This window comes from Paenimyroides baculatum, from assembly GCF_008629655.1.
GTDB lineage: Bacteria > Bacteroidota > Bacteroidia > Flavobacteriales > Flavobacteriaceae > Flavobacterium > Flavobacterium baculatum.
This window is the reverse complement of the sequence record NZ_VWSG01000001.1, coordinates 186,517-206,198: the sequence shown is the minus strand read 5'-3', so window position 1 is coordinate 206,198 and position 19,682 is coordinate 186,517. Positions and strand designations below refer to the sequence as shown.

Genomic DNA, 19,682 nt, shown 5'->3' with positions numbered 1-19,682 from the left:
TAAGCGATTTTTAATGCGTAAAAAAGATTGTTTTTATTTAGGAAAAGTCGCTAAGAAATATAGTTTCAAAGGCGAAGTCTTGGTTTATTTAGACACAGACGAGCCAGAATTGTACACAGAATTGGAATCAATGTTCGTTGAAATAAACGGACATTTGGTTCCTTTTTTTATTGAAAGATCATCACTCCACAGAGAAAAATTTCTTCGTACCCAGTTTGAAGATATGGATTCTGAAGAAATTGCAGATACCATTGTAGGCAAAGATGTATACTTACCGCTTACCATGCTGCCTAAATTAGAAGGAAACAGATTTTACTACCACGAGGTTGTTGGTTTTGATGCCATTGACCAGCGATTAGGCAATTTCGGAACTATTTTAAGAATAAGTGACAACGGCGTACAAGCCTTGTTTGAAGTTCAAAAAGATGATGCCGTTATTTTGATTCCTTTAATTGATGAATTCATTATTGAAGTAAATCGCGAAAACAAATCTATTCTTTTCAACACTCCGGAAGGATTGATTGATTTATATATTTAATTACCACTTATTTTCATTTAAAACAGTAATTTTGAAGTAAAATCTACTTCAATGTTCTCATTTAAACAATTCACCATAGAACAAGATCGTTGTGCCATGAAAGTTGGTACAGACGGCGTTTTGTTAGGTGCTTGGACTCCCCTTTTTCACAAACCGTTTAATATATTAGATATTGGCGCTGGCACCGGTCTAATTGCTTTAATGTTAGCCCAAAGAAGCGATGCACAGCAGATTGATGCTGTTGAAATTGAAGAAGAAGCTTACGAACAATGTGTAGAAAATTTTGAGCAGAGCAAATGGAACGATCGTTTGTTTTGCTATCATGCATCAATCTATGAATTTACAAAAGAACTTTTTGAAGAGGAAGAAGAATATGATTTAATTATATCAAACCCACCTTTTTATTCCGAGAATTATTCGTCAGGAAACGACAAACGAGATCAGGCGCGTTTTCAGGAAGCTTTACCTTTTGATGAGTTAATAGAATCGGCACAAGCATTACTCTCAGAAAATGGAATTTTCGCAGTTATTATTCCTTTTAAAGAAGAAGGAAATTTTATAGAATTAGCACAATCTGTAGGTTTATTTCTATTGAAGATAACCCGAGTTAAAGGAAACGAAACATCTGAAATTAAACGCAGTTTACTAGCCTTTTCTCGAATAGAACAAGAGCCAGTTGTTAATGAATTAACCATTGAAACAGATCGCTATAAATACACCGCAGAATATACCGAACTAACAAAAGACTTTTATCTGAAAATGTAAAAAAAACTTTTAAGAAAAAGAATAATTAGTGTTTTTTTTATAAATTATTATTATATGTTATATTTTTTTTATAATTTTATGTAATTAATTAAAAAAATAACATCATGAAAAAATTATTACTTTCTACCCTTTTATTAAGTTCTTTGTTCACGGCAAAGTCACAAACTACTGTTTTTGAAGACAGTTTTGAAACTTACACTAATTTTGCTATTGCAAATGTTGGAAATTGGACTCTTAACGACGTAGACAAATCGACAACCTATGGTTTTCAGGGAGTAACATTCGCTAACACACAGTTAGCGCAAGCCTTTACAGTTTTTAACTCTACAGCTACTACACCTCCGTTAACTGCTTCTGCTACATCTAATTGGAGTGCACGAACTGGATCTAAAGCAATGATATGTTTTGCAGCAACTACCCCTTCAAATAACGATTGGTTAATTTCACCACAAATAATGTTAGGAAGTACTGGCAATGTACTAAAATTTTGGGCAAAATCATGTGATACTAGTTTTGGTGCAGAACGTTTTAAAGTTGGAATATCAACTACAGGAACAGCTCCTGCAAATTTCACCATTATTACAGCTTCACCATATATAACAAACCCAGCTACAGCTCAATGGGTTGAATATACATTCAATTTAGACCCATCTTACGATGCGAAACAAGTATATATTGCAATAAATTGTGTTTCAAATGATCAGTTTGGTTTTGCAATTGATGATTTCAAAGTTACCACAACAGGCACTGTATCAAACGAAAAATTCTTCACAGAAAACTTTAATTTATATCCTAACCCAACTTCAGATGTTTTAAACATTTCATCTAAAAGCGGTTTAGAAATGAAAGAAATTAAAATTACCGATTTATCTGGAAGAATTGTAAAAACATTAAACAACGCTACAACAATTAATGTATCTGACCTTTCCGCTGGTACTTATTTAATTGACATTACAACAAATGAAGGAAAAGTTTCTTCTAAATTTGTTAAGAAATAATATTATTTGAATTTCATTTATAAAAACTCAATCTGTTAAGGTTGAGTTTTTGTCTTTAAAGACGACATTTAATGCCTTATCAGCCTATTACTTTTATGGCATACAACAATCGTTATAATGAAAAAGGAACTTATAAAAGGACAAGGAGCCGTAGAAAATATTCACAATCGGTTTTTTAAGAACAGATATGAAACTTCAATCTATCAAGATGATTATGAAGAGGATATTGCTAAAACCCAGATATTAGAGGTTTTTCCAAAAACAATCGTCAATAAAGTAAAAGGCAACAGTTTGCCTTTTCTGTATTCTGTAAATCCGTATCAGGGTTGCGAACACGGTTGCGCGTATTGTTACGCTCGCCCGACACACCAATATTGGGGATTTAGCGCCGGTGTAGACTTTGAACGCGTTATTTTGGTAAAGAAAAACGCTCCGGAACTTTTAGAACAGTTCTTTTTAAAACGAGGTTATAAAGCATCAACCATTCAACTTTCGGGCAATACCGACTGTTATCAACCAATTGAACGCAAATTAGAAATTACTCGAAAAATATTGCAGTTATGTTTAGATTACCACCACCCGGTGAGTATCATTACAAAAAACGCATTGATACTTCGCGATTTGGATATTTTAAAGCAACTAGCAGCTAAAAATCTGGTAAATGTATCGTTAAGTATTCCAACTATTAACGAAGATTTGCGCAGGGTGTTAGAACCCAGAACATCATCGATAAAAACAAAATTGAAAGCTTTGCAAACTTTATCGCAAAACAACATTCCTACTCACGTAATGGTTGCGCCGATAATTCCCGGATTAAACAGTATGGAAATTCTACCGATATTAAAAACAATTGAAGAAAACGGAGCGAACTCTTTTGGATATACTTTAATAGGTTTGAACGACGAAGTGGAACCTGTTTTTAAAGATTGGCTGGAAACGTATTATCCCGACCGAAAAGAAAAGGTTTTAAACCAGATAGCATCGCTACATAAAGGAAATTTGGCTGAAAAGAATATTGCCAAAAGAAATACCGGAAACGGAAATTTTGCTGATATGATTCACAAAACTTTTGAAATCGGAAGAAAGAAATTTTTCAGTCAATCCAAATTTCCTGCGTTATCAACCGATTTGTTTGATGGAACCAAAGGCGAACAGTTGTGTTTGTTCTAATAAGTAAAATTTTATCGAGCGTTTAATGATATTCTGCTTTGGTTTTCTTTGTTACCAAAACGTGCATTGTAAACATCGGTATGTTTGTAAATATCCACACTTTCAACATCGTTCTGATTTAACGAACGAAATGTTTCTTCGCTAACACGCACACCATCTACAATATAAGTATAATGACCATTTCGTGTTAAATTCTCTACATCTTTTAAAATGGTTTCGGGATTTCTGTAAACTTCTGACGGTCTCATATCGACATTGAAAACTAATGGGAATGCAACATCTACAATATGATTTTTATTAAGTTCAGTTTTTTTAACACTAACTGTATCAATAGTACATCCTGTTGCTGAATGATAATTGAAAGAAATTATAACATCAGGCAAATCCGTATCGTCTTGTTTCATCTTAATATTCAAAATATTACTCTTACGAACAGTTGCCAAACTTGTTTTATATCCTCTATAAATAAACTGAATTTTATCGCCTTTTTTCACTTTAAACTTGTATCTCCCTTCAGCATCAGTTACTGTTTCAACGTTAGTTCCTGCCAACTTTACAACAACACCCAGAATCGGTTCCCCATCTTGGGTTCTAACAACACCAGTTATTTCTTTATAAAGATTTTGCTGTAACACTTGTTTAGTCGAATTTACTAGAGGTGCTGATTTTACAGTCCAAGTAGAAAGCAAAATCACTCCAAAAATAACAGCAATATATCTGCAAACATTAAATGGATTATTCAATTTTTTCTGATTATTCACGTCATTATTTGCCATATCATAATTGCTTTATTTTCATTTATCAATAACAAACAGCAAGTTACTACATTTTATTCTAAAAATTCAATCATAAAATATTTTGCCTTTCTTCTTAAAAAATAAGTATTTTTGTGACAACTAAACAATTGTAGATATGAAACCGGATTTATTTCAGGCACCAGATTATTATTTATTAGACGATTTACTTACAGACGAACATAAATTAGTGCGCGATTCGGCACGGGCATGGGTTAAAAAAGAAGTATCACCAATTATTGAAGAATACGCGCAACGTGCAGAATTTCCTCATCAAATTGTAAAAGGTTTGGGCGAAATTGGCGGTTTTGGACCATATATTCCTGTGGAATACGGTGGTGCAGGATTAGATCAAATTTCGTACGGATTAATTATGCAGGAAATTGAGCGAGGCGATTCAGGTGTACGTTCAACCTCATCGGTTCAATCATCTTTAGTAATGTATCCAATTTGGAAATACGGAAACGAAGAGCAACGCATGAAATACCTTCCGAAATTAGCAACAGGCGAAATGATCGGATGTTTTGGTTTAACTGAACCTGATTTTGGATCAAACCCAGGCGGAATGGTTACCAACTTTAAAGATAAAGGTGATCATTATTTATTGAATGGTGCAAAAATGTGGATTTCGAACGCACCGTTTGCAGATATTGCCGTTGTTTGGGCTAAAGACGAAAGCGGACGTATTCACGGATTGATTGTTGAACGCGGTATGGAAGGTTTTACAACTCCTGAAACACACAACAAATGGTCGTTACGTGCATCGGCAACCGGCGAATTAATTTTTGATAACGTTAAAGTTCCTAAAGAAAATTTATTACCAAACAAATCTGGATTAGGCGCACCACTTGGCTGTTTAGATTCGGCTCGTTACGGTATTGCTTGGGGAGCGATTGGTGCTGCGATGGATTGTTACGATACGGCTTTAAGATATTCAAAAGAACGCATACAGTTTGACAAGCCAATCGGAGCTTTTCAATTACAACAAAAAAAATTAGCCGAAATGATTACCGAAATCACCAAAGCACAGTTATTAACTTGGCGTTTGGGTGTTTTACGTAATGAAGGTAAAGCAACATCGGCACAAATATCTATGGCGAAACGTAATAACGTGGATATGGCGTTAACCATTGCGCGTGATGCACGCCAAATGTTAGGCGGAATGGGTATTACCGGCGAATATTCTATTATGCGTCACATGATGAATTTAGAATCGGTTGTTACTTATGAAGGTACACACGACATTCACTTGTTAATTACAGGTATGGATGTGACCGGATTCCCGGCTTTTAAATAAGATCAACTTTTTTATAAATTAAGAAATCCCGAACAATGTTCAGGATTTTTTTTATTTTAGTATCAACTAATACTCTTTAGTATTTTCGTGATCCAGATAAGTTTTGCTGTATTTTTTGTACCAATACCACAACCCGAAGATAGACAAAAACACTACTAATAATGTTTGATCGATCTTTTTCCAGCGGTCAAACAACTGGCTGCTCCACACAACAAACAATGCACTTAACGAAGCCGCAAGATGCACCAACTGAATAATCATATAGATACGGTATTTTTCGTTCATATAAAAAACCGTGTCGTGGAATAAAAATATTCCCAATATGTATCCAACCAACAAAACAGTCAGTACAATTAACAACCATTTTATAACTTTTAATAAAGTTTTCATAGAGGATGATAATTAAAATGGAGCAAAATTAATTAAATATTCCGTTCAACAAACGTTTGTGCAAAAATAAGTTATCGGTAAAAAGAAAAACGAAGGAATCCCTCGTTTTTCAATAAAAATAATCCAATAAAATAAATCTATAATTTAATATTTTTTATAAAATTTTCATAAAGATAATAAAATTATATATAAAAAACACATTTGTTTAAATATTTACTAAACTTCAGGTGCTAGCTCAATTCGCAAGCCTTCAATTTCTGGAGTTATAGAAATCTGGCAACCTAAACGGCTGTTTTCTTTTACGTTAAAAGCCTCCCAAAGCATGGCTTCTTCATCCGGATTTTTCTCAACCAAGTTAACCTCTTCCTCGTTTAAAACATAGCATTGGCACGACGCGCACATTGCCATACCGCCACAAATACCAATGGTTCCTTCTTCGGCTAATTCGTAAGCACGTACCAGTTCCATTACATTCATGTTCATATCGGTAGGCGCATCAACCGTATGCTCTGCTCCTTCTCTATCTATAATTGTTATTTTAATATCGCTCATAATCTGCATTTTTGCAAAGATACTAATTAAAAAAAGCATTCAGAATTTTAGCAAGATTAATTAAGATGTATACATTTACAAAAAAAATGTTAACCTAAATTCTTGTTATGAAAAATTACTTATTAGGGCTTTGTAGTTTTTTGTCGGTAGCTGTTTGGGCACAAAATGTGTCATGCGAAGAAAAAGTAAAAACGCTACTGATTGATAAAATTAAAGACTATCTTTCAAACCAATTGATTCCTTATTATTCTGAAGACGATAGTAAATGGGGATATTTCGATAGAAAATCAAAAAGAAAGATTACCGAACCTATTTTACGAGATGCTGCTTTTTTTCATCCGCATATAAATTTGTACTATAGTTTAGAAACCAACGGACAAGAAAACGGTTGTACCGGCAAAATTATGGGCAGTAAGGAAAACTACCAACTCGAAAATATTTATGAAAGCGATTACCAAATTTACGAAGCAATGATACCACCCGAAAGTATGGTTAAAAAGTCTTTTAAAGATAAGGTTGATAGTGCAATTGGTGGTTTTGAAGTTGATGAAAAGGGAAAACTAACGACTTTTAATCCAAAATTTTACAATGCTGAAAAAGATCAACCTAATATTTTTGATATTTTTCAGTTTAAGAACAACCATTATGCAACTGTAAGTATTAAAGATAACAATGAATCTTTTTACCAAGTAATCAACCAAAAAGGAGAAACTTTTTCTGGGTTTGAAAGGTTAAAGAATTATCCCCATAGAAAACAAAGCTACTCTCACGAAAACGATTTGTGGTTTTTGATTGCAACAAGTGAAAATCAATTTGTATTTAAGTCTTTATTTGAAGGAAAACAGTTTGCCGATACTTTTGACAATACCGATAATTGGGAAAATTTTGCTCAAACTATTGGCTACGCTGTTATGAGTACCAATAACAAAAAGGGAGTTTTAGATCTAACAACCATGAAATGGAAAGTTAAACCTGTAGCAAGTAATGATTTTTGGTATTTAAACTATTCATCGTTGGAACCATTGGCAATTAATTACGATAAAGATGAATATTCGTACAACCCAACCATCATTATTCCTACAGAAATGATTAAAAAGAATAGGAAAAACACCCACATCTACCTTCAAAATTCTAAAAATTCTTTTTATGATTTGAAGATGAAGCTATATGAACCAAAAGATTAAAACAAAAATAAAGAGCTTTATAAAAAGCTCTTTATTTTATTAAACTACCACATCGAAAAAAGAAGTTAATTCTTCGAACGAATATTGTTTGGTGTCAATATCTTTAATAATTCTACCGCGTTCAAAACAAACAATTCTGTCCGAAATTTCAAACGTATGATTTAAATCGTGGCTTGAAACCAATAAAGTTGTCTGTTTGGTATCGGCTATATTTCTTAAAATCTTTTTTAAACGAATTTGTGTTGTTGGATCTAAATTAGCAAAAGGCTCATCTAAAATCACTACTTTAGGATTTCCGATTAACGTTCCAATAATCCCTACTTTCTTTTGATTTCCTTTTGAAAGATCGCGGATAAATTTGTTTTTACCCAGAATTTCGTTGTTAAAGAAATCGGCATACGTCAGTAAAAAAGCATCAACCTGCTGTTTTGCCTGGTTACGCAATTCACCTAAAAAGTAAAAATATTCTTCGCAGGTTAAATATCCAATTAAAAAACTATCATCTAAAAATGCAGTGGTAAAGGTTTTCCAGTCTTCGTTTTTATTTACAATAACGTTGTTATTTTTAATGAAACCCTGGGTTGGTTCAATTAAATCTAACAGCAGACTGAAAAAAGTGGTTTTTCCGGCACCGTTGTTACCTACCAAACCAAAACTTTCGCCAATCGGAATTTCTAATCCCTGTATATCTAAAACAGTATTTCCGTCGTATATCTTTTTTAAATTTTCAACTTGTATCATAACTATTTGTAAGCTTTTATGGTTTTATATTTTTGTGATTTGTATAGATTTTCTATTAAATTGAACATTGGTTTTTTAAGTAAAATTCCTGCTAAACCAATTGCTACAAAAACGATCATTGCTGTATTAAAAGGTAATAATTTTGTTAGAACAAAATACAATAACATAGGAATTGCAATGGTTGGAATACTTAAAAGTAAGGTTTGAACGTTGAATGCCTTGGTATCGCCAAATGCGTTTTTATTGCTTGATAAATCGATTTTTGAACGAACAAATGCCCCTGTAATTAATGACAAATAGCAATTCCAACCGATGTTGTAAAAGCCAACTGCAACGATAATCAAATAGGTTTGCAATCCAAAAAACAGATAAAAACTTGCCAGTATGATTGAAACCAATGTTCCTAAAACCATAACCAACCATTTAGATTCTAAATACGTTCGGTACGGAATATTCTGCGTCATCATTAACGGATAATAACTACTGTCCCAACTTGGCACATACTGCCCGAAAAGCATCATAAATCCGCCGGTAATCATTATGGCTGCCACTATGGTAAAAAAGGTGTTGGATTTGTACATATCCACTGTAAAGAATATCAAACCATATAGTAAAAACATTGCGCTCATCATTAAAACCATACGGGTTCGTTTGTTACGCGTAAGCAGTTTTAAATCTAACTTTAAAAACGGAGCCAATGTTCCAAAACGGTTTAAAAAGTTTAAGTCGTAGTATTTGTAAGTTTCCTTTTTTACAACAACGGCACTGTCTAACGATAAATTTTTAAAATAAAAACGATAACATGCTACAAGCAACGCTATCAGGTAAGCAGCTACAGCAACTATCAAAAACGGATAATTGTAAAGTGCTTCAAAGAAATATTTGGTGTAAGCGGTAACTTCTACGTATTTAAAGAAATCTAATGCCAGAACAGCGGCAAAAACCACTAAAAAAGGCAATGCAAATTTAGTTACATGGTTTAAAAGTTGCACCAAAAAATTATTTGCCAACAGAAACAATGTAAACGTTAACGCAAACAGAAAACTTGTTCCAAAACCTACTTTATAATCTAAAGCCAGTACTAAAAAGAGAGCACCGCCCATAAATAGGTTTACAAAGTTAAAAAACGATAAGGACGATTTAGTAAGACAGTAATTTACAATTGTTTTTTTACGAACATTCTGTATCAGCAAAGGTTTTACCAAAGTGGTTGGCATTTTTTGAAAGAAGTAACGAATTACCAGATCACCCAACCATAAATAAACAGCGTATTTAAAAAAGCCCTGAAAAGGATCCATTCCTTCTTCTTCGGCTAGTTTAAATAAACCGGCACTCATTGCGGTCATTATAATTAAATAGCAAAGCCCGAAATAGCCTTTACCAATTGCCATTATTATACTTTGCGCCATGCCGCCTTTACGCTTCATGCCTTTCCATTCTAAATTGGCGAGTTGTTTAAATGTCATACTGCTTTTTATTTAGTAAGTACTGTTTTTAACGAAATGTTACAAAAAAAAGAGTATGCTTTTTGAACATACTCTTTTATCTTTTATATTGATCGACTAATCAATTGCTTTTACAACTGCTTTTTCGGCTTCTTTACGTGTTCCGTCGAAACCGTCGATACCAGAAACAGTGGTGTATTTCAACACATATTTTTTACCGGGATTTATTCGGTTATAAACACTTTGGCACATTAAAGTCGCTTCGTGAAATCCGCATAAAATCAATTTTAATTTACCCGGATACGTATTAATATCGCCAATGGCATAAACACCTTCTATATTGGTTTGATAATCTAACGCGTTGTTTACTTTAATAGCATTTTTTTCGATCTCTAATCCCCAGTTTGCAATAGGCCCCAGCTTTGGAGTTAAACCAAACAACGGAATAAAATAATCGGTTTTAATAATTCGGGTAGATATACCGCCGTCAAAAGACAAGGTAACCGCTTCTACATGCTCATTCCCGTGAATTTCGGTCACCTCGGCAGGCGTTATCAAATTGATTTTCCCCTGATGTTTTAATTCCTGCGCTTTTTCTACAGAATCTAATGCTCCGCGAAACTCGTTTCTTCTGTGAACCAATGTTACGCTTTTAGCAACATCGCTTAAAAAGATACTCCAATCTAAAGCAGAATCGCCACCACCGCTTATCACAATGTTTTTATCTCTAAATTGTTCTGGATTTTTAACGAAATATTCTACACCTTTATCTTCATAAAAACTCAACCCTTCAATAATAGGTTTTCTTGGTTCAAAACTACCCAAACCACCTGCAATTGCAACGGCTTTAGCGTGATGTTTTGTTCCTTTGTTTGTAGTTACGATAAAAGTACCGTCTTCTAACTTATCAATACTTTCGGCAACTTCGTTTAAAGTGAAACCAGGTTCAAACTGCTTGATCTGTTCCATTAAATTATCGATCAATTCGGCAGCGCCAACCGAAGGATAGCCCGGAATATCGAAAATTGGTTTTTTGGGATATAACTCTGTTAATTGTCCGCCGGGTTGCGGAAGTCCGTCAATTATATGACAGCGTAATTTTAATAATCCGGCTTCGAACACAGCAAAAAGTCCTGTTGGTCCGGCACCGATTATTAATATATCAGTTTCAATCATAAAAGTAAAATTTATATAAAATTAAAGAGCTATAAGCACAAAAAAAGTGATAAATATCATTCATCACTAATTTGCTTATAGTTTATTAAAACACCGAAATGTTTTCTACCGTTTCAATTTCGGGAGCGTATTTTTTAATGGTAGTTTCTACACCTGCTTTCAACGTCATTTGGTTGATTTTGCACGATGTACAAGCACCTTCTAAACGCACTTTCACGTATTTGTCGTCTTCAATAGAAATTAAGCTGATGTCACCACCGTCTGATTTTAAGAACGGGCGGATTTCCTCTAACGCTTTTTCTACATTTTGTCTTATTGTTTCTGAAGCCATATTTTTTAAAATTGATGTAAAACAATCAATATTTTAGTAATTATTTTTTTGCAGGAGAACAACCTGCCATTGTGGTAATCTTAACTGCTTCGGTTGGTGGAAGCGATTCGTTTCTTAAAACGGTTTGCGATACTACATTTTTAGCAATTTCTACGAAAGCATCAGCTACAACCGATTTTTCCTGCAATGCTGCCGGACGACCATAATCACCTGCTTCGCGAATGCTTTGTACAATTGGCACTTCGCCTAAAAACGGAACATCTAAGTCTAATGCTAAATTTTTCGCACCTTCTTGTCCGAAAATGTAATATTTGTTTTCCGGTAATTCTTCCGGAGTAAAATACGCCATGTTTTCAATAATACCCAAAACCGGCACATTGATACTTTCTGCCATAAACATCGATACTCCTTTTCTTGCATCTGCCAAAGCAACTGCCTGTGGTGTACTTACTACAACCGCACCTGTAATTGGCAACGACTGTAATAATGATAAGTGAATATCGCCCGTTCCCGGTGGTAAATCTAAAAGTAAGAAATCTAATTCGCCCCAATCTGCATCAAAAATCATTTGGTTTAATGCTTTAGAAGCCATTGGTCCGCGCCAGATTACTGCCTGATCAGGACTTGTAAAAAATCCGATCGATAATAACTCCACTCCGTAACTTACAATTGGTTTCATTTTCGATTTTCCATCCACATCAACCGAAACAGGTTTCGATTTTTCAACATCGAACATAATCGGCATCGATGGTCCGTAAATATCGGCATCCAAAACACCAACTTTAAAGCCCATATTAGCTAAAGTAACCGCCAAATTTGCTGTTATTGTAGATTTACCTACACCACCTTTACCTGAAGATACTGCTATAATATTACTTATTCCCGGAATTGATTTTCCTTTGATTTCCGGTTTCTCCGGAGTTTCAACCTTAATATTTACTTTTACTTTCGCCTTGTCATAGATTTTTTCATGAATAACTTTCATAATATCCACTTCGGCACGTTTTTTAATATGTAAAGCCGGTGTGTGTAAGGTAACATCAACCACCACTTCGTCACCAAAAGTCATTACGTTCTGTACCGCACCGCTTTCAACCATATTTTTACCTTCGCCTGCAACAGAAATAGTTTCTAAAGCAGTTAATATCTCTTTTCTGTCTAATTTCATTTTTTGTATCTTAATAAAGCTGTTTAAAAACCTGTTGGTAAACAACTTATGTAGAATTATTTTAAATTACAAAGATAACACGAATTTATGATACTTTAAAGTTAATGATTTAATAAATTATATTGGATGTTTGATGCCAGATGAAGGATGTTAATTAAATAAAAAGTTTTACAGGCAGTATAGTCTTTATTTAAAAATAGCTGTAATTTTATAGAAACAAAAATTGAAATTATGGCACAGATAACATTTAAAGGAAACCAAATTCATACAGCAGGAAATTTACCTGAAATTGGTGCAACAGCTCCGGATTTTAAATTAACAAGTAGCGATTTATCTGAAAAATCGTTAAGCGATTACAAAGGAAAAAATGTGGTTTTAAACATTTTTCCAAGTGTTGACACAGGTGTTTGTGCACAATCGGTACGCACATTTAACAAAGAAGTTTCAGCAGTAGATAATACGGTTGTTTTATGTATTTCTAAAGATTTACCGTTTGCATTAAACCGTTTTTGCGCGGCAGAAGGTTTACAGAATGTTGAAACATTATCGGATTTTAAAAGTAACGATTTCACGAATGCTTACGGCGTACAAATGACCGATGGACCTTTAAACGGATTAATGAGTCGTGCAGTAGTTGTTATTAACCCAGAAGGAAAAGTAGTTTACAACGAGCAAGTTCCTGAAATTACTCAAGAACCAGATTACAACCATGCAATTAATGCGTTAAAGTAAAAAACTGCTTTTTTATATAAAAACATCGCCAAAGTTTGAAACTTTGGCGATGTTTTTTTTCACTATTCTTTTCAAGGTTCCCAAAAATACTCATTAAAATTCTGAACCGTATTTTCTTTGATTTCCACTCCTTCATTTTCCAATAACTGCTGCATTAAATTTGTTCCTTGGAAATGATGTTTTCCAGTAAGCAATCCTTTTCGGTTTACCACTCTATGTGCCGGAACATCTTCGTGCATAGCAGAAGCATTCAAGGCATAACCTACCATTCGTGCAGATTTTGGCGCACCTATCTTCTTTGCAATAGCTCCGTAAGTTGTAATTTTTCCGTAGGGAATCTGTTGTACAACTTCATAAACTCGCTGAAAAAAATCCTTCTCTATCATTTATAAAACAGTTTGCAAAGGTTTATAAGTGTGATGACTCCCGTAATACAACCCAGTATTTTATTGATATTTTTTAAGACAAAATTATCTTTAACTGTTTTGTTTTTAAACAGGTTTATATAAAACATAAAGGCTAAAAACGCACCAATTAAAACACCAACTGTAAATAAAATATTACTTATATAGTTTACGGTGTACAAATTATTGTTTAAAACGGCAATGGTTATAAACACATAATAAAATACAGGAAAAACGTTTATAAGTGACAATAATATTCCTTGAGTAAATCGTTTTCTTTTTCGGGTAATCTCTACCGAAATATCTTTCTTTTTCTTTGGTTTCGCAACAAAAAAATAAATAGTTAGCACCAGAAAAACCACAAAACCAATTTCGCGCAGAATGTTTGTTATAAAAACACTTTGATCGATAATTTTTGCAAAAAAAACTGCCAGATACGTTTGCAGGGCAATAATAATAAATGTGCCCAACATAAAGCTGTAGGCGTTTTTCATTCCTTCCTTTTTAGAAATTTTTACTACCGTGGCATTTAAAATACCAGGCAGCAAAGTTCCAAACACAGAAGCACCAAGCCCTGTTAAAAAAGGAAGAAGATAATTCATTTATTTAAGCTGAAATTTTATGTACGTAATTGGTTTGTTTTGCTCTAAATACTGCGACTCGTAAAAAGTTTGAATAGCAGTAACAACCTCCGGAGCACCTTCGTTTCTATACACATTGTGGTTTGCATATAAAACTTTATGACCTGCACCGTGAAGTAATCCTAAAGTGTAACCGTGCATAAACTCACTATCGGTTTTAAGGTTTACAACACCTTCTGGTTTTAAGATGTTTTTGTATCGAGCCAAAAACTCGGCGTTAGTTAAACGGTGTTTGGTACGTTTGTATTTAATTTGCGGATCGGGAAAAGTAATCCAGATTTCATCGACTTCATTTGTTCCAAAACAGTTTTCAATCAATTCGATCTGTGTGCGTAAAAATGCCACATTAGGAATATTTTCTTCAACAGCCGTTTTAGCACCACGCCAAAAACGAGATCCTTTTATATCAACCCCAATAAAATTTGTATTTGGATAACGACGCGCCAATTCTACAGAATATTCGCCTTTACCGCAGCCTAATTCTAAAACAATAGGATTATCGTTTTTAAAAACTTCTTTATTCCAGTTTCCTTTTAGGCTGAACGTGTTGTTTAAAACATCTTCTCTACCCGGCTGATACACATTTGAAAACGTTTCGTTTTCTCTGAAGCGTCTCAATTTATTCTTACTTCCCACTTTTGTAAATTTTGGTAAAAATACAACAATTGGTGGTTAGTTTAAATTTACAAAAACAAAAAAAGCTGTTATTTTTTAACAGCTTTTTCTATAGTAAACGAAAATTCGGAACCTACACCTATTTTACTTTCAACGTAAATATGTTCGTTGTGGGCTTCTATAATATGCTTTACAATTGACAGACCCAAACCGGAACCACCAATATCACGCGATCGGCTGGAATCGGTTCTGTAAAAACGTTCGAACAAACGGGAAATATGTTTTTTTTCGATTCCGTAACCGTTATCGGTTATACGAATTAAGAGTTTTTTATCGGTTAAACTTTCTATTGATACTTCGGTTGTACCATTATCTTTACCGTATTTTATGGAATTATCGACCAAATTTAAAACCACCTGATTGATTTTTTCACGATCACCGTTTACAAAAATTGATCTGTAATGATCTTTATCAAACATTAAGGTGATGTCTTTTTTATCGGCTTTCATTTCCAAAAGATCAAAAACATTCTGAAAAAGTTCAATAATATCAAAGGTTTGAATATTGACTTTTAATTCGTTTGTTTCTAACTTGGTAATCATATCCAAATCGTTCACAATATCAATAAGGCGTTCAATACCTTTATCGGCACGTTCCAAATATTTTTTACGGATTAATTTGTCTTTCACACCACCGTCTAACAACGTAGAAACGTATCCTTGCACCGTAAACAAAGGTGTTTTAAGTTCGTGTGCTACGTTACCAATAAATTCACGACGGTATTCTTCTTGTACTTTCAGTGATTCAATTTCTACTTTTTTGTCGGTAGCAAATTTATTCACTTCGTACATCAGCGTCTGCATGTCAGTTGTTACCGGCTGGTTTCGCAAAACCGATTCGTCTAGAATACTTACTTCTTTATATATTTTTTGAATGCGACGGTAAATAAAGCGTTCTACCCTGTACTGCAATACAAAAAAGCTAAACGCAAAAAACAGTAACGTGAATGTTACTGTAAATAATACGTTTATTTGAAAGAATAAATGTTGCAACACTAGTAGTAGAACCGAACTGAAAATGGTTATTACGGCTGCCGATTTTGCTGCAAACTTATAAGATTTACGGTATTTTACCCCCATTAAACTTCTAATTTATAACCCACGCCTTTTATGGTTTTAAACAACTCGTCGCCAATTTTTTCGCGTAGTTTTCTTATATGTACATCTATTGTACGGCCGCCAACTATTACTTCGTTACCCCATACTTTGTCTAAAATTTCTTCGCGTTTAAACACTTTTCCGGGTTTTGATGCCAAAAGGTAAAACAATTCAAACTCTTTACGCGGTAAAATAATTTCAACTTTATCTTTAATGATTTTATATTCTTCGCGATTAATTTCAATGTTACCAATTTTTAAAACATCTTCCACCGAAATGTCTTCTTTAACTCGGCGTAACAATGCTTTAACTTTACTAACCAGCAATTTTGGCTTAATTGGTTTGGTTATGTAATCATCGGCACCTACATCAAAACCTGCTACCTGCGAATAATCTTCACCACGTGCGGTTAAAAAGGTAATAATGGTACTGTTAAGCCCTGATAGCTTGCGCATGTTTTCACAAGTTTCAATACCATCCATTTCGGGCATCATAACATCAAGAATCACCAAATTAGGAATTTCCTTTTTAGCAATTGTTAAAGCTTCTTTACCATTTTTTGCGGTGAATACCTGGTAATTTTCAGCTTCCAGATTAAATCCTACAATTTCTAAAATATCCGCATCGTCATCAACCAGCAAGATTTTAATGTCCTTATTTTTCATTTGTTTTGTGTTGTTTCGCTTGTAAAATTAAAGATAAATAAAAAACAAACAACCGCTTAACAATTATTTAATGTAGTAACAATTAATTTACAAAAACCCAACACTTTCATAAACCGCGCATAACCTTACAATAACTTTTAGGTAATTCCTTTGCAACGAAAATTTATAACACAAACGATAAATGAAATTAAATTTTTTGGCAGCAGCGTTATTATTTGGAGTGGTGACTTATGCGCAGGATACTAAAACGATTAAAGGCCACATTTACGATACAGCTAACAACAACGAACCTTTGGCATACGCAACAATTATGCTACAGAATACCGAGTTTGGTGCAGAAACCGACGAAAACGGTTATTTTGAAATTGAATGCGAGCAAGGTTCTTATTTGATAGAAGCATCGTACACCGGTTACCAGACTTTTGTAATGCAGTATGAAACGGGAAGTACAGATGAGGTAAATATAAACCTGACTCCGGAAGCTTCAAACTTAGATGAACTGGTTATTACGGTTAACAACAGGAAATCATCGGAAACCGCTTTATTAAACGAACAACGCAAATCTTTAGAAATAAAACAGCAAATTGGTGCACAAGAACTTTCTCGTAAAGGTGTGGGCGATGTTGCTGCGGCAGTTGCTAAAACAGCAGGTATTTCTCAACAAGAAGGCAGCAACAACGTTTATGTTCGTGGTTTGGGTGATCGCTACAACTCTACAAGTTTAAACGGTTTGCCGGTTCCATCAAACGATCCAGAGAAAAAGAACATTAATCTAGAATTGTTTTCTACTGATATTGTGGAATATATTTCGATCGATAAAACTTTCAATTCAAGAAATACGGGAGATTTTGGTGGTGGAAATGTGGATATTTCATCAAAAGATTTTAAAGATAGTGGTTTGTTCGAAATTGAATTGGGAGGAAATGCAAATACCAATGCGTTAAGCAAAGGCAGCGATTTTGTACTTCCACAAGGTCCAAGTAAAATGGGTTACGCATCTTACGGAAAACCAAACAACGCTTTAAATGGATACAACTTTGAAAACAGCTTACAACCACAAAGCGCAGGGCCAATTGGCGGAAACTTTGGTTTAAAAGCAGGAAAATCATTCAACATTGGAGAAACTGGTAAATTAAATTTATTTGCAACAGCAAGTTTTGATAACGGTTTTACTTTTAGAGAAGGTATCAACCAAAGTGCAAGTGCACAAGGTGCAAAATTAAAATCGTTCTATCAAGAAAAATTCTCGCAAACTACCAATACAACGGGTATGTTTAATGCCAATTATCACTTAAACGACAATCACCGTTTGGGTTATAATATGCTTTACATTAACTCATCTGATTTATCAAGAGATATTTACACCGGTAGTGACCGTGATTTTGAAGGAGATCATGATGAATTATTAGTTCAACGTGGTACGTTCACTCAAAATACTGTGTTAATTAATCAGTTGTTAGGTAATCACAAATTAAGCGAGAAATTAGGTTTCGATTGGGCTGTTTCTTACAACACCATTGAAAGCGATATGCCGGACAGAACACAGAATAAAATGTTTTACTGGAAAGATACTAACACTTACACTTTAGCTCAACGAACAATTACAGATAACCACCGTTACTTTCAAAACCTTAAAGAAGATGAAATTGCAGCGAACCTTGCATTAAGTTACAAGTTAGGAACCGATGAAAACGGTAATGAAAGAGGTAAAGTAACTTTTGGTTATAACGGGCGTGTAAAGAAAAGAGATTTTGAAGCGATACAATACAACTTCCGTATTTCGGGTGATGCTTTAACAAGTGCTGTAAATCCGAACAATTTGGATACCTTTTTTAATCAGCAAAACTATGCTGGCGGATTGTTTGGTATTGAAGCTTTTGCAGGCGATACCCCACAAACATACACAGGTGAACAAAACATACATGCCGGTTTTGGTAATTTAGAATACCGTTTAACCGATAAATTCAGTGCGGTTGTTGGTTTACGTTACGAAAAAATAGATCAAACGGTGCAATGGAGAACGCAATTAGATGCTATAGAACAAACAAACAAATTTAACCGTAACGAATTTTTACCAAATTTATCGTTGAAATACGAATTAAGCGGTACACAAAACTTACGTTTGGCAGCAAGTAAAACCTATACATTGCCTCAGTTTAAAGAACGTGCACGATTTATTTACGAAGACGTAACCGAAATTAAAGTAGGTAACCCTTACTTATATCCGTCTCAAAACTACAACTTAGATTTAAAATGGGAAATTTTCCCAATGAACGATGAAGTAATTTCGGTAGCTGCATTTGGTAAATATATCCAAGATCCTATCAACGAAATCACCATGGCATCATCTACCAACGATATCACTTGGGTTAATATTGGTGATAAGGGATATGTGTACGGAGCAGAATTCGAAATCAAGAAAAGACTTTTTGATTTTGGCAGAACTAACACCAACAACCTTTTTGGCGGATTGAATATATCGTATATGAAAACTGATCAGGAAGTAGACAAGGATAAAATTCAACGCGAAACAAAGGGATTGATTAATACCAATTTTGATTTTGACCGTTCATCTTTTACCGGAGCTTCTGATTTATTGTTAAACGCAGATCTTTCTTATGTAACAGAATGGAACGAAGGTAGAGGAATGACTGCTACTGTTGCATATACCCATTATTCTGACCGTTTGTACGCTTTAGGTGTAGAGAAAAAAGGAAACTTAATCGACAAAGGAATGGGAAGTTTAGATTTTATATTAAAGACAAAAATCCATAAAAACTTTGCACTTGATTTCGCAGCACGCAATATTTTAAATCCAGAATTCCGCAGAATACAAGACAACGCATTGGGCGCAATAGATGCTGTTACCTATAAAAGAGGAGCCTTCTTTAGTTTGGGTGCAAAATATACATTTTAACA

The 19,682-nt window shown here is 34.1% G+C and carries 21 protein-coding genes; 8 read left to right on the top strand and 13 right to left on the bottom strand.

Annotated elements, in window-relative coordinates:
* The first annotated feature begins 13 nt into the window (after positions 1-13).
* From rimM to F0460_RS01025, 4 genes are all read left to right on the top strand, one after another.
* Positions 14-538: a ribosome maturation factor RimM gene (rimM, locus tag F0460_RS01040; RefSeq protein WP_150009460.1), complete on the top strand. Its 525-nt coding sequence runs from the start codon at positions 14-16 to the stop codon at positions 536-538.
* A 51-nt stretch (positions 539-589) separates the two neighbouring features.
* A complete protein-coding gene (locus F0460_RS01035) occupies positions 590-1,303 on the top strand; it encodes a tRNA1(Val) (adenine(37)-N6)-methyltransferase (protein WP_150009459.1) in 714 nt (237 codons plus the stop codon).
* A gap of 104 nt (positions 1,304-1,407) precedes the next feature.
* Complete coding sequence (locus F0460_RS01030; protein ID WP_150009458.1) at positions 1,408-2,301, top strand: T9SS type A sorting domain-containing protein; 894 nt, start codon at positions 1,408-1,410, stop codon at positions 2,299-2,301.
* Positions 2,302-2,418: 117 nt separating this feature from the next.
* Positions 2,419-3,471: a PA0069 family radical SAM protein gene (locus F0460_RS01025; RefSeq protein WP_190304059.1), complete on the top strand. Its 1,053-nt coding sequence runs from the start codon at positions 2,419-2,421 to the stop codon at positions 3,469-3,471.
* Positions 3,472-3,482: 11 nt separating this feature from the next.
* Here the strand turns inward: F0460_RS01025 and F0460_RS01020 are convergent, their stop codons facing one another.
* Positions 3,483-4,247 carry a carboxypeptidase-like regulatory domain-containing protein gene (locus tag F0460_RS01020; protein WP_150009456.1) on the bottom strand — a complete coding sequence of 255 codons (765 nt, stop codon included), beginning with the start codon at positions 4,245-4,247 and terminating at the stop codon, positions 3,483-3,485.
* Positions 4,248-4,383: 136 nt separating this feature from the next.
* Between F0460_RS01020 and F0460_RS01015 the strand changes: the two genes are divergently transcribed.
* Positions 4,384-5,562, top strand: a complete 1,179-nt coding sequence (locus F0460_RS01015; RefSeq protein WP_150009455.1) for an acyl-CoA dehydrogenase family protein — start codon at positions 4,384-4,386, stop codon at positions 5,560-5,562.
* A 66-nt stretch (positions 5,563-5,628) separates the two neighbouring features.
* Here the strand turns inward: F0460_RS01015 and F0460_RS01010 are convergent, their stop codons facing one another.
* Both F0460_RS01010 and F0460_RS01005 read right to left on the bottom strand, forming a co-directional pair.
* The gene (locus tag F0460_RS01010; RefSeq protein WP_150009454.1) at positions 5,629-5,952 is read right to left on the bottom strand and encodes a hypothetical protein; all 324 of its coding nucleotides are present in this window, start codon (positions 5,950-5,952) and stop codon (positions 5,629-5,631) included.
* Positions 5,953-6,168: 216 nt separating this feature from the next.
* Entirely contained in the window at positions 6,169-6,504 is a 336-nt protein-coding gene (locus F0460_RS01005) for a 2Fe-2S iron-sulfur cluster-binding family protein (RefSeq protein ID WP_190304058.1), read from the bottom strand.
* 107 nt (positions 6,505-6,611) lie between these two features.
* On the opposite strand from F0460_RS01005, the gene F0460_RS01000 reads away from it, so the two are divergent.
* Positions 6,612-7,688, top strand: a complete 1,077-nt coding sequence (locus F0460_RS01000; RefSeq protein ID WP_150009453.1) for a hypothetical protein — start codon at positions 6,612-6,614, stop codon at positions 7,686-7,688.
* A 39-nt stretch (positions 7,689-7,727) separates the two neighbouring features.
* Here F0460_RS01000 and F0460_RS00995 read toward each other — a convergent pair whose 3' ends face one another.
* From F0460_RS00995 to F0460_RS00975, 5 genes are all read right to left on the bottom strand, one after another.
* On the bottom strand, positions 7,728-8,429 hold the full coding sequence (locus F0460_RS00995) for an ATP-binding cassette domain-containing protein (protein WP_150009452.1): 702 nt from the start codon (positions 8,427-8,429) through the stop codon (positions 7,728-7,730).
* Positions 8,430-8,431: 2 nt separating this feature from the next.
* A complete protein-coding gene (locus tag F0460_RS00990) occupies positions 8,432-9,895 on the bottom strand; it encodes a DUF5687 family protein (protein WP_150009451.1) in 1,464 nt (487 codons plus the stop codon).
* 96 nt (positions 9,896-9,991) lie between these two features.
* Entirely contained in the window at positions 9,992-11,050 is a 1,059-nt protein-coding gene (locus tag F0460_RS00985; protein WP_150009450.1) for an NAD(P)/FAD-dependent oxidoreductase, read from the bottom strand.
* Between the two features lie 85 nt (positions 11,051-11,135).
* Positions 11,136-11,381: a NifU family protein gene (locus F0460_RS00980; RefSeq protein WP_150009449.1), complete on the bottom strand. Its 246-nt coding sequence runs from the start codon at positions 11,379-11,381 to the stop codon at positions 11,136-11,138.
* A 40-nt stretch (positions 11,382-11,421) separates the two neighbouring features.
* Entirely contained in the window at positions 11,422-12,549 is a 1,128-nt protein-coding gene (locus F0460_RS00975) for an Mrp/NBP35 family ATP-binding protein (protein WP_150009448.1), read from the bottom strand.
* 231 nt (positions 12,550-12,780) lie between these two features.
* On the opposite strand from F0460_RS00975, the gene tpx reads away from it, so the two are divergent.
* Positions 12,781-13,281 carry a thiol peroxidase gene (gene tpx, locus F0460_RS00970; protein ID WP_150009447.1) on the top strand — a complete coding sequence of 167 codons (501 nt, stop codon included), beginning with the start codon at positions 12,781-12,783 and terminating at the stop codon, positions 13,279-13,281.
* A 71-nt stretch (positions 13,282-13,352) separates the two neighbouring features.
* Here the strand turns inward: tpx and F0460_RS00965 are convergent, their stop codons facing one another.
* The 5 genes from F0460_RS00965 to F0460_RS00945 form a co-directional block, all read right to left on the bottom strand.
* Complete coding sequence (locus F0460_RS00965; protein ID WP_150009446.1) at positions 13,353-13,667, bottom strand: MGMT family protein; 315 nt, start codon at positions 13,665-13,667, stop codon at positions 13,353-13,355.
* Complete coding sequence (locus F0460_RS00960) at positions 13,664-14,287, bottom strand: LysE family translocator (RefSeq protein ID WP_150009445.1); 624 nt, start codon at positions 14,285-14,287, stop codon at positions 13,664-13,666. Before F0460_RS00960 ends, F0460_RS00965 begins: the two co-directional genes overlap by 4 nt.
* Positions 14,288-14,962: a tRNA (guanosine(46)-N7)-methyltransferase TrmB gene (gene trmB, locus F0460_RS00955; RefSeq protein WP_150009444.1), complete on the bottom strand. Its 675-nt coding sequence runs from the start codon at positions 14,960-14,962 to the stop codon at positions 14,288-14,290.
* A gap of 68 nt (positions 14,963-15,030) precedes the next feature.
* Positions 15,031-16,080: a sensor histidine kinase gene (locus F0460_RS00950; RefSeq protein WP_150009443.1), complete on the bottom strand. Its 1,050-nt coding sequence runs from the start codon at positions 16,078-16,080 to the stop codon at positions 15,031-15,033.
* Entirely contained in the window at positions 16,080-16,763 is a 684-nt protein-coding gene (locus tag F0460_RS00945; RefSeq protein WP_150009442.1) for a response regulator transcription factor, read from the bottom strand. The genes F0460_RS00950 and F0460_RS00945 overlap by 1 nt, the downstream gene beginning before the upstream one ends.
* A 181-nt stretch (positions 16,764-16,944) precedes the next feature.
* On the opposite strand from F0460_RS00945, the gene F0460_RS00940 reads away from it, so the two are divergent.
* Positions 16,945-19,680 (top strand): TonB-dependent receptor, encoded by a 2,736-nt coding sequence (locus tag F0460_RS00940; RefSeq protein ID WP_150009441.1) that lies wholly within the window; start codon positions 16,945-16,947, stop codon positions 19,678-19,680.
* Positions 19,681-19,682: the final 2 nt, after the last annotated feature.

Coding starts and splice junctions, on each gene's coding strand:
- tpx (WP_150009447.1), top strand. CDS start 12,781: ATGGCACAGATAACATTTAAAGGAAACCAAATTCATACAGCAGGAAAT.
- F0460_RS00990 (WP_150009451.1), bottom strand. CDS start 9,895: ATGACATTTAAACAACTCGCCAATTTAGAATGGAAAGGCATGAAGCGT.
- F0460_RS01030 (WP_150009458.1), top strand. CDS start 1,408: ATGAAAAAATTATTACTTTCTACCCTTTTATTAAGTTCTTTGTTCACG.
- F0460_RS01000 (WP_150009453.1), top strand. CDS start 6,612: ATGAAAAATTACTTATTAGGGCTTTGTAGTTTTTTGTCGGTAGCTGTT.
- F0460_RS00950 (WP_150009443.1), bottom strand. CDS start 16,080: ATGGGGGTAAAATACCGTAAATCTTATAAGTTTGCAGCAAAATCGGCA.
- F0460_RS00975 (WP_150009448.1), bottom strand. CDS start 12,549: ATGAAATTAGACAGAAAAGAGATATTAACTGCTTTAGAAACTATTTCT.
- F0460_RS01015 (WP_150009455.1), top strand. CDS start 4,384: ATGAAACCGGATTTATTTCAGGCACCAGATTATTATTTATTAGACGAT.
- F0460_RS00985 (WP_150009450.1), bottom strand. CDS start 11,050: ATGATTGAAACTGATATATTAATAATCGGTGCCGGACCAACAGGACTT.
- F0460_RS01025 (WP_190304059.1), top strand. CDS start 2,419: ATGAAAAAGGAACTTATAAAAGGACAAGGAGCCGTAGAAAATATTCAC.
- F0460_RS01005 (WP_190304058.1), bottom strand. CDS start 6,504: ATGAGCGATATTAAAATAACAATTATAGATAGAGAAGGAGCAGAGCAT.
- F0460_RS00980 (WP_150009449.1), bottom strand. CDS start 11,381: ATGGCTTCAGAAACAATAAGACAAAATGTAGAAAAAGCGTTAGAGGAA.
- rimM (WP_150009460.1), top strand. CDS start 14: ATGCGTAAAAAAGATTGTTTTTATTTAGGAAAAGTCGCTAAGAAATAT.
- F0460_RS00965 (WP_150009446.1), bottom strand. CDS start 13,667: ATGATAGAGAAGGATTTTTTTCAGCGAGTTTATGAAGTTGTACAACAG.
- F0460_RS01010 (WP_150009454.1), bottom strand. CDS start 5,952: ATGAAAACTTTATTAAAAGTTATAAAATGGTTGTTAATTGTACTGACT.
- F0460_RS01035 (WP_150009459.1), top strand. CDS start 590: ATGTTCTCATTTAAACAATTCACCATAGAACAAGATCGTTGTGCCATG.
- F0460_RS00940 (WP_150009441.1), top strand. CDS start 16,945: ATGAAATTAAATTTTTTGGCAGCAGCGTTATTATTTGGAGTGGTGACT.
- F0460_RS00995 (WP_150009452.1), bottom strand. CDS start 8,429: ATGATACAAGTTGAAAATTTAAAAAAGATATACGACGGAAATACTGTT.
- F0460_RS00945 (WP_150009442.1), bottom strand. CDS start 16,763: ATGAAAAATAAGGACATTAAAATCTTGCTGGTTGATGACGATGCGGAT.
- F0460_RS00960 (WP_150009445.1), bottom strand. CDS start 14,287: ATGAATTATCTTCTTCCTTTTTTAACAGGGCTTGGTGCTTCTGTGTTT.
- F0460_RS01020 (WP_150009456.1), bottom strand. CDS start 4,247: ATGGCAAATAATGACGTGAATAATCAGAAAAAATTGAATAATCCATTT.